The sequence below is a fragment of the Vibrio sp. 10N.247.310.23 genome, from assembly GCF_041467155.1.
Classification (GTDB): Bacteria; Pseudomonadota; Gammaproteobacteria; order Enterobacterales; family Vibrionaceae; genus Vibrio; species Vibrio crassostreae_C.
Window position 1 is genome coordinate 144,713 of the sequence record NZ_JBFSTZ010000012.1, and the last position, 16,357, is coordinate 161,069.

A 16,357-nucleotide genomic window follows, 5' to 3' on the forward strand; every position below is an offset into this window, starting at 1 on the left:
TGACCTTTGCGGTTATGCTTCTCTAATGAAAGCCAGCACTTTCGCGGATTAATTCACTTCTGAAAGTTTAAGAACGGGACTTTTTTTCTGATTTAGTAAGATACTAATCAACGCTAATACCGTAAATGCTAAGCTTGATAGGAATAGATTTTCTACACCGAACTGAGCGATAAACCACCCCGCTATTACCGAGCCAATAGTAATTCCTAGGTTTGAAAAAGATACAAAAAGACTATTCGCAAACACTTTAGAATCTCCCGCATTTTCCATTATCCATGTCTGGCTAACGATCAAGCCTGCTGAGTGTACAGCGCCCCAAAATGCAACCATGGCAATCATAAAGTAGAAAGAAAATCCCATAAGGTAAATTGTGATAAAGGTAAGACTGAATAGTACAGGGTACAGTACTACAGTTTTTCGCATATTCTGACTGAGTAACTTACCAAAGATAAAGTTGCCAAAGATACCAAATACACCGAACACCATCAGCATGGCACTAATCCACGTACCGTTCATATTCGTTACTGTGCTTAAGTATTGAGTAATAAAGCTGTACGAAGAAAACATCGCTGCAAATATGAATATAACGGTGAATAGCGACAGCCACATGGACTTGCTACGTAAAATAGTCACTTGAGAGCCGAATGACATTTTTTCCTTTACAGGCGCGCTTTCCATCAAAAACATCACACTCACTAACGCAATAGCACAAGCAGTTAAGCCAAAGTAGAAGGCATAAGCAAGTGAATATTCTTCAGCTAGAAAAGCGCTAATCGGAATACCAAAGACCAAACCAACCGCTACTCCACCAAAAACTTTAGCGGCGGCGTTGCTTTGTTCTTCAACTGGAACCATAGATGTGACAACCACTAAGGCAACAGAAAAGAAAACAGCATGGACTAAAGCCGGTAGAACGCGAAATATCATCATGGTTGAGTAACCTTGCGTCATGGCGTACACAAGGTTCGAGAGCACGAATAAGGAAAGAATGCCGACTAGAACATACTTCCTATTCCATCCAGACATCAATAATGTGATGAAGGGTCCGCTTATGGCGACAATGACAGCATAGATACTGACTAATAGCCCCGCTTCTTGTACGTCAATGTTTAAATCTTTCATGACTTGCGGAAGAAGACCGATGATACCCAGCTCTGTCGTGATAACGCCAAAAACGGCTAAAGATAGAGCAAAGATAAACAAGCTTTGTTTTTTCATTGTTTCAACTCAAATGATTATTAACGTATGGGATATATGTACCGTTAACATTGGTTGTTGTTAGAACACTCAATCCATGCTTTGGATAGGTGACGCAAAAATGTTGTTTTTCGTCCAATAAAAATGCCGTTATCAATGCAATTGAATTCGGCAAATTATCGGAATTCGCATTTTCAAAGGGGGAATGGCTTCTATTTATCCCGATGACATGCGCTTAGAACCGTGTTGTACGAAACTTGCAAGTGACGACTGGTTGCTCGCTTTCCATGATTTTGTGCGGTCATTTCAATAATTCTGCCCCTAATGCCTGGTTTGCAGGCTTCGTAACAATAGTTCACCTGAAACGTGCGACAGCAACTCAGGCAGCGATACCTTTGATGGCCTTTAGGGCCATAGCCATGCTTTACCACGCTGTCACTCTTACAACAGAAGTGGCAATGGGGGTTATTCGTCGTCACATCGAACCTCAAAGTCTCAGCGAGAGATACCGAGAATCTTTTGAATGTCATTATCAAGTTGGATTGCATAATAGGGGATAACACACGCCGAATTAAGTCCTTTAGATTATTAATACATATTCCCACCAGGACCTAATGTGTGTTTTTTGCAGCGTTAGACTGAACATCAAGCTCAGAAGAAAGCAAAACAAGTATCTGTTTTTAAATGATTTAATCTCTGGTTTCTTTCGATAAATAGAAGGTGTGATGAATGCACACAATTTAGCCGTTACGTTGATTTGTTAAAAAATACCCAGTTGACGACTCGAACATGCCATGACACATTTTGCGCCCTGCTTCGGTATGCCATTTAATGTGAGGGCATATCGGTATAACACGTTATGAGATGATTTAACCTTATGAAAAAATGGAAGAAAACACTTTTAGCCTCATCGGGTATTTTACTTTCCTCAATGGCTTTTGCGGGTAATGAGCAGAGTCAAAAAAACAGTGAGTTTCCAATCCCTGCAGGCTTTGAAAGTAGCTTTAAAGACGTGAATGGCGTAAAGCTTCACTACGTAGTTGGAGGTGAAGGACCTTTATTATTAATGGTTCATGGTTTTGCTCAGTCATGGTACGAGTGGCACCAATTAATGCCTAAATTAGCTGAAGAGTATCAAGTTGTAGCCATGGACCTGCCAGGGTTGGGGTTGTCTGAGCCGCTCAACTCCTCTTATACAGGACAAGACGTATCACCTTATATCCATTCTTTAGCTAAAACCTTTAGTCCGGAAGAGAAATTTAATGTTATCGCTCATGACATTGGCGGTTGGGTGACCTACCCAATGCTGGCTCAGCATCAGAATGATATTGATAAGGTCGCTTTATTAGAGACCATCGTACCAAGCGACCTCATCTATACGTTCCCAGCCTATACACCTCAGGGAGAGTCGACCGCGTGGCACTTTAGTTTTTTCTCTGCTAAGAATGAATTAGCTGAATCACTTATCTCCGGTAATGAAGATAAGTTTTTTAAACATTTCATTCTTGAGCATGCAGAAAACAAGAATGCATTTTCAGATGAACTCTTCGGTATGTATGCTGACTCTTATAAAAAGCCTCAAACGTTACATGCCGCTTTTGAATATTACAGAGCGCTCCCAGAGTCTGTGATTCAAAATGACAATCTATCAGAGAATAACTTGTTGAAAATGCCGATTTTGGCAATATCAGGTAACGGTCAAGGCAGTTTAGGTAAAACTCAAATTAATCAAATGAAAGAGTATGCCAACGACGTTCAAGGTCATGTGTTGGAGTCATGTGGCCATTGGTTGATGGAGGAGTGCCCCGTCCAGGTTGAAAGTATTGTTACTGACTTCTTTGACAAAAAATAATTTACAAAACTGAGCTGAGTTTTGTTTCTATTGCGGTCTTCATTGCTGCTATAGACTGTCTATCATTGTTGTTAATACATACCCTAGAGTAAACACTAGGGTATTTTTTCATTTGAGCGGTGATGAGTCTAAAGCGTTGGAGAGATTCAGAGAACAATGGCGATTGAGTTGATTCGTGCTCAGTCATATCGCGATACAACGAGCACGCATTATTCGTTGTCTAGTTCAGAATGTACCCAGCGAGAAAACGCTTGAAATTTTGCTCTCGTTTCCATGCCTTTAGGACAAACCAAATCGTAGCCCTTTCCTGATTCAATATGTGGAAATGGCGCGACTAATCTCCCCGCTTGGATTAAAGGTAGCGCAAATTCATATCGAGCAAGGAATACACCAAGCGATAATTCCGCTGCTTCCATCGCCAGCCTGTTATCACTATAGACATCACATCGCTTTTCGCAGTCGATGCCGACATTCATCTCATCTAACCAATGCTGCCACGCACTCGTATCCCCTCTATGGATAAAATTAACGTCAGATAGAGCGCTCAACCCATTGTGAAGGCCATGCTCGGCGGCGTAATCAACACTGCACACAGGTGTTCTTTTCCCTGAAAACAGTCGCTCACTGTAGTGGTTTGGATACCGCCCTTGGCTATAAAAAATCGCCACATCGTAAGGCTCAAATTGAAAATCAGATTGATTTTGTTTGGTTTGCAGCTTGATGCTTAGATTGGGGTATAGCTGACGAAGTGAAGGGAGTTTCGGGATCAACCAAGCAGAGGCGAAATAAGGTGATGTCGCTATATGTAAGCTACCAGTCAGCTCTCCGGTTTGAATGTCAGAAAGGGTGGAAAATATGGACTCAAATGATGAGTTCAAAACACTCAGAACTCTTTGTCCCTCCGGGGTGAGCTCTAACTTTCGGGTTTTTCTAATGAATAGATTGAATTGAAGCTGCATTTCCAGTTTTTTAATTCGCTGGCTCACCCCACCTTGAGTCAGAAAGAGCTCTTCTGCTGCCTTGGTAAAACTCAAGTGGCGCGCTGCAACGCTAAAAGTATGAAGCAGAGAAAGCTGCTGTTGTTGATTGGTTATTGAGCTCATGCATTACTCTGGTTAATTCATTTAGAGGTATTGTTCGTTTGTCCGAAGCTGTGAGTCACTATAGATTAATTTGTGTAATGTCACATTACAAGGACGTTAATGGTGACTCAATCAAGAAGCGCAACGTTGTCGATGACGGAAAGCTCAATACGGGCATCGGAACTGATAGCGCTATTACTAGAATCGATAAAATACAACTTGGATGAGATACGATGAAACTTATATTAAATGCTGATGATTTTGGGCTGACGGAGTCGGTGAACTTGGGGATTGCGGATTGTTTTCGTGCCGGAACCGTAAAATCGACCACCATCATGATGAACCAACCTGGCGTCGCTCATGCGTCACAGCTCTATCAACGTGGCCTTATTTCTGAAGTTGGACTGCATTTTACAGTGACATCTGGTCAACCCATTTCAGATCCTACATTGGTTCCAACACTGGTCGACGAGAATGGTCATTTTTTTGATAGAAAGACCCTATTTAATAAATCCGATGTCTCCTCTAACGAAGTGGCGAGAGAGCTTAAAGCGCAATATCAAGCCGCTATAGACGCAGGCTTTAATATTAATCATATCGATAGCCACCATTTTGCAGGCGCCTATCGCCCTCTTAAAATAGGTTTTACACAAGCAGCCAATGAAATAGGCCTCCCCGTCAGGCGTATTGATAGCTTTATACGAGGTCAAAACTTGTTATCGGTCCCGACACCAGATGCGTTTGATATGGGATTTCATGCCGAAGGCGCTAATATTGAATATCTCAAAGCCATGTTGCTGGCTTATCAAGACAGCATGCCTAACAGCACGATTGAATTGATGTGTCACCCTGCCAGAACGCTTAATGAAGAGCTAGAGGACATCTCTAGCTATGCCCATGCTCGCGTTGAAGAGTGGAAGATTTTAACCAGCGATGAGTTTTCTCTCTGGCTAAGAAAAAATGACATTGAATGCGTCGGCTTTGATGCGCTTCATGCTTAATTCAGCGAGGCAACCTACCTCCTCACAAGATAAACCATCAGCCTTGCTCGGTCGTTAAAATCATCGCTTGCGGTTCAATCAATCAACACAATAATAAAGGGTGACATTGTGGTAAATCCTACCGTACTTTCCCAAATCACTATCTATCCAGTCAAATCTATTGGCGGGCTTTCACTCTCTTCTTCGTGGACTGAAAAGCAAGGCCTTGCTTTTGATCGTCGCTTTATGCTGGCGCTGACTGGCGAGGCGGTTTCCGCCTTAGCTAAATACCCAACGATGGTGACGGCGCGTCAATATCCAAATATGGTTCAAGTGAGTTCCAGTCTACTGCCAACTGGTATCATTTTTTCTTACCCTGGGATGGAACCGCTAAAATTACACTATTCTACTTTTAAAATGCAGGCGACAGATGCCAGTGTTTGGAGAGACCGTTTTTCCGCCTATACAACAACCGATGAAGCGAACGATTGGTTTAGCCAAGTGATAGGGAAACGAGTTGAGTTACTGTTTACTGGCGAGCAATCTAACCGCATGAGAGAAAGTCTTGGTCATAATGTGAGCTTTGCCGACGGTTTTCCTATTCTGCTTATTAGCTCTGGCTCATTAGCGGAGCTGAATAGACGCAGCAGCGAAGTCCACACCATGGAACAGTTTCGTACTAACCTCGTGGTTCAATCAGACGAACCTTTTATCGAAGACTCATGGAAGCGTATCAAGATAGGTGACGTCGAATTTGAAATTGTAGAGCCGTGTGAGCGGTGCATTTTAACGACACTTGATCTGGGAAATAGGGAGTTTAGGGCCAGTAAAGAGCCATTGACAACCTTTTCGCGCTTTAGAGCCAACGAGCAAGGCAAAATATTTTTCGGGCAAAACCTTGTAGCTAAAAACGAAGGTGTTATCTCCATCAATGATGCTATCGAAGTGCTTGAGTATAAGTCCAAGGAGTTTTATGAAGATCTCGACGCAAAAAAACAAGAGTTGATTTGCGTTGAAAGAGAACCTGTAGCAAGAAACTTCGAGACATTTTGGTTTGAGCCTAAAAATGGCTTGGTGCCTGAGTATAAAGCGGGACAACACCTCCCTATTGAGATCATGGTCAATGGCAAACTGACCAAACGAATGTATACGCTGTCATCTAGCCCCTCTCGGCCAGAACGTTTGTCGATTTCAGTGAAGCGGGTCAGTGGTGGTGAAGTCTCCAACTGGTTATTCAACCACTTACAAGTTGGCAATACTATTATTGCGGATCAACCCAAAGGCACTTTCCATATTGCCAACGAATCGAATGAGCCGCTGTTGCTGCTTTCTGCCGGTAGCGGTGTGACACCCATGATCTCCATACTTCGGTACTTGACTGACCAACGGGACACTCGTGATATTGCGTTTTATCATCAATGTTTGACTGAAGCGGATATTCCATTCATGGAAGAGCTCCTTATGCTAGAAAAACAACACGCCAATGTCACTGTGACTCTAGCCCTTAGCGAGCCATCACCTGATTGGCTTGGCGAAAAGGGGCATTTTAGTCGTACTCATTTAAATCAAATTTCAGAGTTTCACAAACGACAAGTTTTTGTATGTGGTCCTGGTGGTTTCATGGAGAGTGTAAAGCACTTGATGATAGAGAGTGGGCTGCCTGAAGAACAGTACCACCAAGAGACATTTGGTGTGGCAAGAGTGATCGACGAGAGCCATAAGATGGTCCAAATCAACCTTGATGGAGTCGTATTTGAGGGAAGCAACCAGCGCACCGTTCTGGAGCAAGCTGAAGCTGCGGGGCTTTCCATTTCGAATAACTGCAGAGCTGGTTTCTGCGGCGCCTGCAAAGTCACGGTGAAATCAGGAGAGATTTACCAGCCGGATGCCCCAGGAATTGAAGACAGTGATAAGTCGAAAGGAATGGCCCTAGCTTGCTGCGCGATACCTAAAACAAATGTAAATATTGTTAGCTAGTATGTAGGTTTTATGATGATTGAGGCCACTATCAAACTTTGATAGTGGCCTCAATATCGTTGGACTATCTAAAACACAATAACACCCAAATGACCTGCAATGTCGTGCTTCGATTAGTCAACATTACAAAGAAGCCTCAAAAATATCTGGATGACGGCTCGATAATGCAATGATTTCATCTATGATGACTCTTATTTTAGGCAGAATGTAAGGTGTTTTTAGCCAAACAATACTGATGGGTGCTCCTTCGCCATTGAGTTTCTCTAAAACAGGGCATAATTGTCCATCATCAAGGTATTGCTTCACTAACCACACTGGTAGTTGAGCTAAACCTGCACCAGATAAAGCCGATTGTAAAATACCTTCACAGTCGGCTATCTCATGACGTGCTGAAATATCAACAGGTTCGGTTGCTCCTTTAGCATTTCTCAGTAGCCAGCTATGCCTTTGTCCTATAGGCCAGCCGACGATGCAATCATGTTGGGCAATATCTTCTTTTTTGTTAATCGGTGCTCGCGTTGCTAAATAAGAGGGAGAGGCACATATCACCCTTTTTTGCTCCCCAATTTTACGTGCAACAATATCGCCCGAGTTTTCTAAGTGCCCAACGCGGATCGCAAGATCAATCCCGTCACTGACTAAATCCGTAGGACGGTCATTAAAGGTAATAGATAGATCTAATTGCTCGAACTTGGACGTTAATTCTAACAACTTGGGTAGGATTGCTCTTCTACCGAGAACTGCGGGTAAATCAATACGCACACGCCCTGATGGCAATAACTGTTGATTGCTTAAGCGCTTCTCTGCTTCCTCTAAAATAGTCATCGCTTTAAGGCAGTCGGCTAAATAGGAATCCCCATCATTGGTCAACGCGATGCGTCGAGTTGTTCGATGAAGGAGTTTGGTGCCTAGCTGCTTTTCTAGTCGAGCAACGCTTTTACTTAAAGCTGAACCGGTCATCCCAAGCGCTTGGGCCGCAAGGGTAAAACTCCCCAACTGCGCAACGGTGACAAAGTGACGAACTTCCACAAACTGGCTTTTTAACATCAATTAATTCCCTGTAGGACTTTATGTTTGTCATTATATGGACTTAATAAGCGGATGTGAATCGATTATTCTGCGTACATCAACGAGATGATTACATCGACTTTTCAATTAAGGTAAACATGATGAATAACTTCAATAGATTCAAAGGTAAGGTCGCTTTTATCCAAGGTGGCAGTCGCGGTATTGGTGCCGCCATTGTTGAGAGATTGGCATTGGAGGGAGCGTCTGTTGCTTTTACATTTGTGTCATCCCACGGAAAAGCCAAAGCGCTTGCGGAGAGCTTAACTTTACAAGGTGGCAAAGTCATCGCAATAAAGGCGGATAGCACTAAACCTGAAGATATCAGAAATGCAATCAGCGAAACCATAGAACAACTTGGTCAAATTGATATTGTCGTAAACAATTCAGGTACGCTGATCTGGGACAGTATTGAAAATTTGACGATGGATGATTGGGACAAGACCATCAATACCAACGTACGAAGTGTGTTTGTGGCGATTCATGAAGCCGCGAAGCACATGAATAATAATGGCAGAATAATCAATATCAGTAGTACGAACGCTCAGCGCATTCCTTTTGCTGGCGGTTCTATATATGGAATGAGCAAGTCTGCACTAACCGGATTGGTCAAAGGTCTCTCTCGCGATTTAGGCCCTAGAGGCATTACCGTCAACAACATTTTACCAGGTCCGGTAGATACCGACTTAAACCCAGACAATGGCGATACTTCAGAGCCTGTAAAAGCTATTGGTGCACTTGGTCGTTATGGTCAAGTAGAGGAGATTGCTAGCTTAGTAGTATTCGTCGCTAGCTCAGAAGCGGGTTACATCACTGGTGCTGATTTGATGATCGACGGTGGCTTTTCCTCTTAATCGAAATACACAGTCGAGTCACTCACGATTGCTCAACCCAACCTCAAGCAATCATCACTTCATGATGAGCAAAGAGAAATACGATGATTGGCCTACATCCAAGGTCAATCATTCAGATCCTATCAGTTTTGAACAGTTTTGCACGCTTGCTAATGACATCCAGTTGTTACCAGATAAACATCCGATGTTAAATATCGAGCTCCCCAATAAAACAGATAGCTCATTAAAAATTAGCGTTATTAAAACAAATACTTAGTCTTAATCCAACATTTCTAAACAGAGAGGTAAATTACTTCTATGGACGACCCCTTTAGGTGCCGTTTTATCCCATTGTCTTCTTGTATTGAGGAGATAAGCACATGCTAGAGCTCTTTCTACAACCCGAAATCTGGGTTGTATTTGCCACGTTATTGATCCTTGAAATTGTTTTGGGGGTCGATAATGTCGTCTTCATTTCTGTTCTATGTGAACGACTCCCAGTACAGCAACGCAAAGTTGCACGTAATTTAGGTATTGCTCTGGCGGTGTTAACGCGAATAGGTCTCGTGTTTTCTATTTCGTGGGTGATGTCTCTGACTAATCCCTTGCTGAGCTTCACCCACATCACGTTTACTGGACGAGATATTATTATGATATTGGGTGGTGGCTTTTTGTTGGCTAAAAGTGCGAAAGAACTTTGGTCGTGGTTAAGGCATACACCATCGTCATACTCGACTCAAGCTAGGACTGGATTAGCCGTCGTACTTCTCCAAATTGTGGCAGTGGATGCCGTTTTTTCTATGGATTCAGTCATAACCGCCGTTGGTTTAACATCTGAAGTGCCAGTTATGATAGCCGCTATTTTGACATCCGCGATTTTTATGATTTTAACGGCGGAAAAAATCAACGACTTAGTCACTCGTTACCCTGGATTTAAAACATTGGCTTTACTGTTTTTGGTTTTATTAGGCGGACTACTAATGGCGGAAGGTTTAGCCATTCATATCAATAAAGGCTATGTGTACTTTGCTATGGTTTTCGGACTAACGCTTGAGTTATGTCATATACAAATAAAAAACAAACAGAAGCGAACCTTAGTCATCCAGCGAATTAAAGCATTCCAGTCGAAAACCGGTCAGGAGGTACTCTAACCTGTTAAGGGTTCTATACAAGGAATGACCGTAAAAAATCACAAGCGATCATTGACTCCGTTGAGAAATTATTTTGTTTCTACATTCTCTAAAGGTTGTTGATAGATCAAAGAAGCACATCTTCAGTATTTAGTTTGATCTATTTTATTTTCATAGGGTAATAAATGAAAAACTCCAAACCAACTTGTCGTCTAGCTTTCGTAGGGTTATTTATAGCAATAGTGGCTACCTTGTTTGCCAGTGTGGTCAAGGCAGAACCACTGACTACAGGTTGGTTGAAAAACCTCAACCACCCACCAGTCGAGACACGATTTGTCATCAGTGGGCAGGTTGATGCCGAGAGCAAGACGGTTGCTGGTTTTCTAGAAGTGCGCTTAGCGGGGGACTGGAAAACCTATTGGAGAAGCCCAGGTGAAGGCGGGATCGCGCCAAGTATGACTTGGGATGGATCTAAAAACCTTAGTGACATTGTATGGCATTGGCCTCATCCAAAGAGATTTGAGCTTTTAGGTATTGAGACACTGGGCTATAAAGACAACGTTATCTTTCCTATGACCCTACATGTAAATGATTTAGATTCCCCGGTGGTATTAGATGCAAATCTGACACTATCATCATGCACGACCGTCTGTGTTTTGACCGACTATCCTTTCGAAATATCATTTATTCCCTCAGAGCTGAAGTTTTCTGAATCTGCTATGCATACTTACGCTCAAGGGATGAGCTTAGTACCCAAACCATCCCCTCTTATTAAAAATGTGAACGCTATCTGGGATGAACAAAATAATAAGTTACAAGTCACTGTCGAGAATAGCATGGGTTGGACGGAGCCCGACATGTTAATAGATGGTACCACAGAAGAAGTCCGAGACTCGGCATTCACACAACCCGTTTTCGAGGTTGAAGGGAACAAACTGGTTGCGACCTTTGACGTCACCAACTGGATGGGGACACCTCAGCTTGATGAGCAAACGATAACCGTCACTTTAGATGACAATAACTTCATTGCTGAGCACGCCACTACCGTCAAATCTCAAATGGTCATTGAAGATCGGGGCAATTTTAATATCGCTCAGATGATTCTATTCGCTTTGTTTGGTGGCTTCATTCTTAATATCATGCCATGTGTCCTACCCGTTTTAGGAATGAAATTGAGTAGTATTGTCTCGACTCAAGGTTTAGAGAAAAGGCAGATACGCTTTCAGTTTTTGTCTTCTTCCTTAGGTATCCTGGTTTCATTTTGGTTGATTGCACTATTTCTAACCGTCCTAAAGCTATCAGGTAGCGCTATTGGATGGGGGATCCAATTCCAGAACGCTTGGTTTATTGGATTAATGGTATTCATCACAGGCGTATTTGGGGCAAATATGCTGGGGTTATTTGAAATACGCTTGTCCTCTAACACAAACACGTGGCTAGCAACAAAAGGGGATAACTCATATAAAGGACACTTTACTCAAGGTATGTTTGCGACTTTGCTTGCCACGCCGTGTTCCGCTCCGTTTTTAGGCACCGCTGTGGCGTTTGCTCTCGCGACAAGTGTTCCAGTTATGTTTTTGATATTCACGGCATTGGCTTTGGGTATGGCATCACCATGGATAGCTGTGGCTCTATTCCCATCGGTTGCACTAAGACTGCCAAAGCCGGGCCAATGGATGAATAACATCAAGTTGTTATTTGGTTTTATGATGCTGATAACCAGTGTTTGGTTGTTAAGTCTGTTATCTAACCATGTACCAATGTTATGGGTGTATGTAATTTCAATAGTAGCTTTGGCTCTATTAGTCATGCGTACATTGCGTGTGTATGGAAAAAAGGTTGCCACATGGACAGGAGGTGCTCTGATTATATTAGTTTCAGCAAGTCTGGTTGTAGGCAGCATAACTTCTAATAAATCGGCCACATTACTCCCTCCTGAACCAAACTGGGAGCCACTTTCAACAACAGCAATTGAAAATCATATTGCTGACGGAAAAGTTGTTTTTGTCAATGTTACTGCCGATTGGTGTATTACTTGTAAAGCTAATAAGATTGGTGTGTTACTACAAGACCCAGTCTATGGAATGCTGCATCATTCAGAGGTTGTTGCAATGGAGGGTGACTGGACAGTACCTAGCCAAAGTGTAACGAGCTATCTGCAAGAAAATGGACGATTTGGTGTCCCATTCAATATCGTTTATGGTCCTAAAGCCCCTAATGGAATACCTCTTCCCATTATTCTTACAGATGAATCTGTGATAAGTGCGATTGAGACAGCGAACGGAAATAATAAAGAGTGAAATATAAAAAATTAAGGCGTTGGCTTAAAGAGATTGGTCTTTTCGTTTTTATTGCTGTTGTCTTTTCGAGCGGGGTGGATTTGTGGAGGCAACAGAGTATTCCTGTTGCCAATGCTCCCAACATTGTTGGCCAGTCGATTGATGGTAAAAGTGTCGATATATTTGAAATGAGTAAAGAAAAGCCTGTCATCGTTTACTTTTGGGCTACTTGGTGTCCAGTCTGTAAGTTTGTCAGCCCGACCATCAACTTGATAGATAAAATGGATTCTTATGAAGTTATTGGTGTGTCAATTAACTCTGGACTTGATGACCGAATAGCGAAGTTTTTAGAAGCTCACCATTATGACTTTTCGAATTTGAATGATTCACGAGGATTGAATGCGAGAGCTTGGGGGATTTTAGTTACTCCGACGATCGCAGTTGTTAAAGGTGGGAAAATTCAATTCGTTACCACTGGTTTCACGACTCCTATTGGCCTCTTGGCTAGGATTTGGTTTGTATAATAATTGAGAAAATGAGATGAAGATTGGTTATAAAATATTGATTGCAAGTGTATTCGTTTCACCGCTTGCGTTAGCAACGACACATGATGATAAAATTAAAGACATTACTAAGATACTTCAAGAAAACCCTTTGATTATAGATAACCTCCATGAAAGCTTACATTTGTATGTGAATCAACAAAAAGCTTTCGAGGCTACAATCGCTGAAAATTACGACTATATGTACAATAACTCTAATCATACAAGCTTTGGTTCTAATAATGCGAAAACTACGATCATTAATTTTACAGATTACAGTTGTCCTTGGTGCAAGAAATTAGATAGTGTGTTAGATCAACTTGTAGATAAATATCCCAATGATATTAAAGTTGTGAATGTTTACGTGCCTATTAAAGAGATGTCAAGCCATTCCAACTCAGCGAGTTTTGCCTTAAATGTGTGGGAGAACCATCCAGAAAAGTTTGCTGAAACTCATGCGTTGCTTATAAAAAAACCAGGAATACATGATCATCGTTCTATTGAACGAATTGCTAAAAGAGTAGGTCTTGAGAACTATATCAAATCAGATGCTTTAACCGATGAGATGCTTGCAAAAAACTACCAGATATTTAACCAGTTAGGTATGCGAGGAACGCCCGGAATGTTGTTAAATGGTCAAATAATTCCCGGATATGTACCACTTGATAAGCTGGAAGCATTGGTGAAAGACTCCGCTGAGTAATTCGGATAGAAAGCTAAACCACCTCAAATTGAGTTATGCTTAAACTGGCGTAGATAAGAGGTGGTAGCTGGTTACGTATGAGGGAGATGTATGGTTGTAAACTAGAAGTCACTCCAAACGTCAGAATGCGCCATCAAAGACCTTAATTTACAGTTTTCCAAAGCTTTCTCAGCGACAATCATCGCTAGCAAAGTTTTAGCCCAACACAAATTAGATTAAACATTCCTCGTCCATTGTTCTTAAGGTTTGTCCATACAAAAACTCATACTAACTACCTTATCGAATCCAGTTAATCGTATTAGTGCTTGAGTGCACATACATTTATGTTTACGGCAGTTGTGTGGAACATCGTCAATGTTCGTATCCACCTTATATGCTGTTTTAAACTTTAAAACATAGTAAAAAGCGGCCACTTAATGAATGGAAGGAAACAAGCTATGAATGAGCATATTCAACGATCTATCGAGTTAAGGGATAACGGTGATGTTGAAGGAAGCCGAAAATTATTGGTCAATCTTCTTAGCAACGAAGATATCGCACCTCCATATTGCATGGTCTTATGATAATCAAGTACTTGAGTCAGGAAGCAGTTCAGCATGATAACGCCGCACGAACTGATGACCTCGGTGAGAAAGACCATTTTGAGGCTCTATTTGGCCTAGCTAGCACGCTGATAAGCCTCGGGAAAGATCATGAAGCAGCCGTTTGGTTTGAAAAAGCATGCACTCTTTTCCCCAATGCAAAGGAGGCGATGCCATTTTATGCAATGTGTTTGTATAACCTTGGAGAGCATAAAAACGCGGTTGATATGTTGTTAAACCTTCTGATTGACACAACAAGCTCGGAGGACATTTTAACGTACAAACGAGCTACCAAGCTCTATGCGCAAGACTTAGATCGAACTTGGTAATTTTAAGGAGTTAAAGCTGTGACTATTGATACGACACTCGCCATTGAATATGACATAAACGTCTATCTTGTTAATTCATTTACCAAAAGTGGATTAGGCGGAAATCCTGCTGGGGTTGTTTTAGGCCCCCCCTCCCTTAGTATGAAACAAAAAACATACATCGCGCGACAGGTTGGCTTCTCTGAAACGGCCTTTGTGTACACTAATACAGAAACAGATTTCAAGGTGGAATTTTTTACTGCTGAAGGGGAAGTGGACTTTTGTGGTCATGCCACTTTGGCTGCATTTTTCGTATTGGCTTCGCAGGGGTTCATTGAGCAAGGCTGTTACACACAGCAAACAAAAGCAGGTATTCTCCATATAGCAGTCGATGATAGCTCTATCATAATGGATCAAACCAAACCTCTGTTTCGTCGCGCTCCTCACGTTAAAGACATCGCTTATGCTATTGGCATATCTAGTGACGTGATTACGAGTACGGGATTGCCTATTGAAATCATCTCGACAGGTTTACCCGATATCATTGTCCCTGTGCAGACTGGACATTTAGATATCCTAAAGCCTAATTTTGCTGCGATATCGAAGCTAAGCCAAGAGTTCAATACTATCGGTTTCCACGTATTTGAACTTAGCAACGATAAGGCAACGATCGCCCATTGCCGAAATTTCGCACCTTTATATGGTATCAATGAAGAATCAGCGACAGGTAGTGCGAGTGGGGCTTTAGGTTGTTATCTTATTAAGCATGGCATCACTGATAGCTTAACGTTCGCTTTAGAGCAAGGACGCTCAATGGGGGTCTTATCTTTGATTCAAGTTACCATTGATTCTAAACAAGATATCATTCGCCGGGTTAGAGTCGGAGGTAAAGCGTCCTTGGAAGGAATGAAGGAAGTGCCGATAAGTTTATCTCACATTGAAGACCTACGACTTTGCAAGGTTTGGAATCGTTATTTTTCGGTATGTCCTATGCCATCAAAAGCGTAAGAGTTACGTCACTCTTAATGGTTTTTGATGGCGCAGTTCATTCCCTAAATCAGGACGGTGAACATCCTTGATATGAAGATTCATTAGTTTAAGTATCAAATTTTAATCTGAAACTGACAAGTTAGAGTGGAGGTTCTAACTCGGAAATGTCCATTTCAGTGCTAGATCTGTTCAAAAATTTGTGTGATCACCAAGCGATTCTGTCGTACCTTAATTACCAAGCGACTTTGTCATTACACTAACTACCGAGGGAAAATGTCGGGACTGATTTAGCGTACTTTTTAAAGTAATCAAATGAGCTTTAAAGGGTGCTAAGGATGTTCTATATGGATTCAAAATCACAGTTTACTGTCGATATCATTAGCAAAGTCATTGATGGTAAAATTACTATCAATAGTGCCACGCAATTACTGCAAAAATCACGAAGAACGGTTGAGCGTTACTTGAGCCGTTATCGCAAGGAAGGCATTCGGTTCGTGATTCACGGTAACACTGGTCGTGCTCCCATCAATAAAATCCCTGACTCACTCAAGAAAGAGGTTCAAGCCCTCATCCAAACCAAGTATTACGATTTTAACCTTCAACACCTCTCAGAGCTTCTGAGCAAAAATGAAGGACTGTCGATTAAGCGAGAAACGTTACGCTCTTGGGCGCATGAGATTCACCATGTGAAGCGTTCTAAACGCCGTAGAAGTCGAGTAAGGAAGTATCGAGAGCGTATGCCGTTACCTGGACTTATGCTGCAAATGGATGGTAGCCCTCATAGTTGGTTCGGTGATGAAAAATCTTGCTTGATTGCCATCATTGATGATGCGACCAG

General features: G+C 42.0%; 13 protein-coding genes and 2 pseudogenes. 11 read left to right on the forward strand and 4 right to left on the reverse strand.

Translation table 11 applies throughout. The features are described 5' to 3' along the window. Nucleotides 1-48: 48 nt before the first annotated feature. The gene (locus AB6D93_RS11565) at nt 49-1,218 is read right to left on the reverse strand and encodes an MFS transporter (protein ID WP_102332976.1); all 1,170 of its coding nucleotides are present in this window, start codon (nt 1,216-1,218) and stop codon (nt 49-51) included. Nucleotides 1,219-1,409: 191 nt separating this feature from the next. Further along, complete coding sequence (locus AB6D93_RS11570) at nt 1,410-1,745, reverse strand: IS1-like element transposase (RefSeq protein ID WP_080955977.1); 336 nt, start codon at nt 1,743-1,745, stop codon at nt 1,410-1,412. A 329-nt stretch (nt 1,746-2,074) separates the two neighbouring features. Here AB6D93_RS11570 and AB6D93_RS11575 point away from each other — a divergent pair, with 329 nt between their 5' ends. After that, nucleotides 2,075-3,049, forward strand: coding sequence for an alpha/beta fold hydrolase (locus AB6D93_RS11575; protein ID WP_102332977.1), 975 nt, complete (start codon nt 2,075-2,077; stop codon nt 3,047-3,049). Nucleotides 3,050-3,258: 209 nt separating this feature from the next. Here the strand turns inward: AB6D93_RS11575 and AB6D93_RS11580 are convergent, their stop codons facing one another. Continuing rightward, nucleotides 3,259-4,152: a LysR substrate-binding domain-containing protein gene (locus AB6D93_RS11580; RefSeq protein ID WP_102332978.1), complete on the reverse strand. Its 894-nt coding sequence runs from the start codon at nt 4,150-4,152 to the stop codon at nt 3,259-3,261. Nucleotides 4,153-4,364: 212 nt separating this feature from the next. Here AB6D93_RS11580 and AB6D93_RS11585 point away from each other — a divergent pair, with 212 nt between their 5' ends. Then, nucleotides 4,365-5,132, forward strand: a complete 768-nt coding sequence (locus AB6D93_RS11585) for a carbohydrate deacetylase (protein WP_016788380.1) — start codon at nt 4,365-4,367, stop codon at nt 5,130-5,132. 108 nt (nt 5,133-5,240) lie between these two features. Further along, the gene (locus tag AB6D93_RS11590; protein ID WP_050907647.1) at nt 5,241-7,088 is read left to right on the forward strand and encodes a hybrid-cluster NAD(P)-dependent oxidoreductase; all 1,848 of its coding nucleotides are present in this window, start codon (nt 5,241-5,243) and stop codon (nt 7,086-7,088) included. A 123-nt stretch (nt 7,089-7,211) separates the two neighbouring features. Here AB6D93_RS11590 and AB6D93_RS11595 read toward each other — a convergent pair whose 3' ends face one another. Then, on the reverse strand, nt 7,212-8,135 hold the full coding sequence (locus AB6D93_RS11595; RefSeq protein WP_102332979.1) for a LysR family transcriptional regulator: 924 nt from the start codon (nt 8,133-8,135) through the stop codon (nt 7,212-7,214). Between the two features lie 122 nt (nt 8,136-8,257). Here AB6D93_RS11595 and AB6D93_RS11600 point away from each other — a divergent pair, with 122 nt between their 5' ends. From AB6D93_RS11600 to AB6D93_RS11635, 8 genes and pseudogenes are all read left to right on the forward strand, one after another. After that, the gene (locus tag AB6D93_RS11600; protein ID WP_102332980.1) at nt 8,258-9,007 is read left to right on the forward strand and encodes a 3-oxoacyl-ACP reductase family protein; all 750 of its coding nucleotides are present in this window, start codon (nt 8,258-8,260) and stop codon (nt 9,005-9,007) included. Between the two features lie 359 nt (nt 9,008-9,366). Beyond that, nucleotides 9,367-10,137: a TerC family protein gene (locus AB6D93_RS11605; RefSeq protein ID WP_045625342.1), complete on the forward strand. Its 771-nt coding sequence runs from the start codon at nt 9,367-9,369 to the stop codon at nt 10,135-10,137. Between the two features lie 164 nt (nt 10,138-10,301). Next, a complete protein-coding gene (locus AB6D93_RS11610) occupies nt 10,302-12,416 on the forward strand; it encodes a protein-disulfide reductase DsbD (RefSeq protein WP_102332981.1) in 2,115 nt (704 codons plus the stop codon). Beyond that, the gene (locus tag AB6D93_RS11615; protein WP_016794649.1) at nt 12,413-12,919 is read left to right on the forward strand and encodes a protein disulfide oxidoreductase; all 507 of its coding nucleotides are present in this window, start codon (nt 12,413-12,415) and stop codon (nt 12,917-12,919) included. Before AB6D93_RS11610 ends, AB6D93_RS11615 begins: the two co-directional genes overlap by 4 nt. Before the next feature lie 16 nt (nt 12,920-12,935). Beyond that, complete coding sequence (locus AB6D93_RS11620) at nt 12,936-13,640, forward strand: DsbA family protein (RefSeq protein ID WP_102332982.1); 705 nt, start codon at nt 12,936-12,938, stop codon at nt 13,638-13,640. Nucleotides 13,641-14,077: 437 nt separating this feature from the next. Continuing rightward, a pseudogene (locus tag AB6D93_RS11625) lies at nt 14,078-14,550 on the forward strand (tetratricopeptide repeat protein). Nucleotides 14,551-14,568: 18 nt separating this feature from the next. Continuing rightward, on the forward strand, nt 14,569-15,537 hold the full coding sequence (locus tag AB6D93_RS11630) for a PhzF family phenazine biosynthesis protein (RefSeq protein ID WP_102332983.1): 969 nt from the start codon (nt 14,569-14,571) through the stop codon (nt 15,535-15,537). 317 nt (nt 15,538-15,854) lie between these two features. Continuing rightward, a pseudogene (locus AB6D93_RS11635) lies at nt 15,855-16,357 on the forward strand (ISNCY family transposase); the annotation flags it as partial.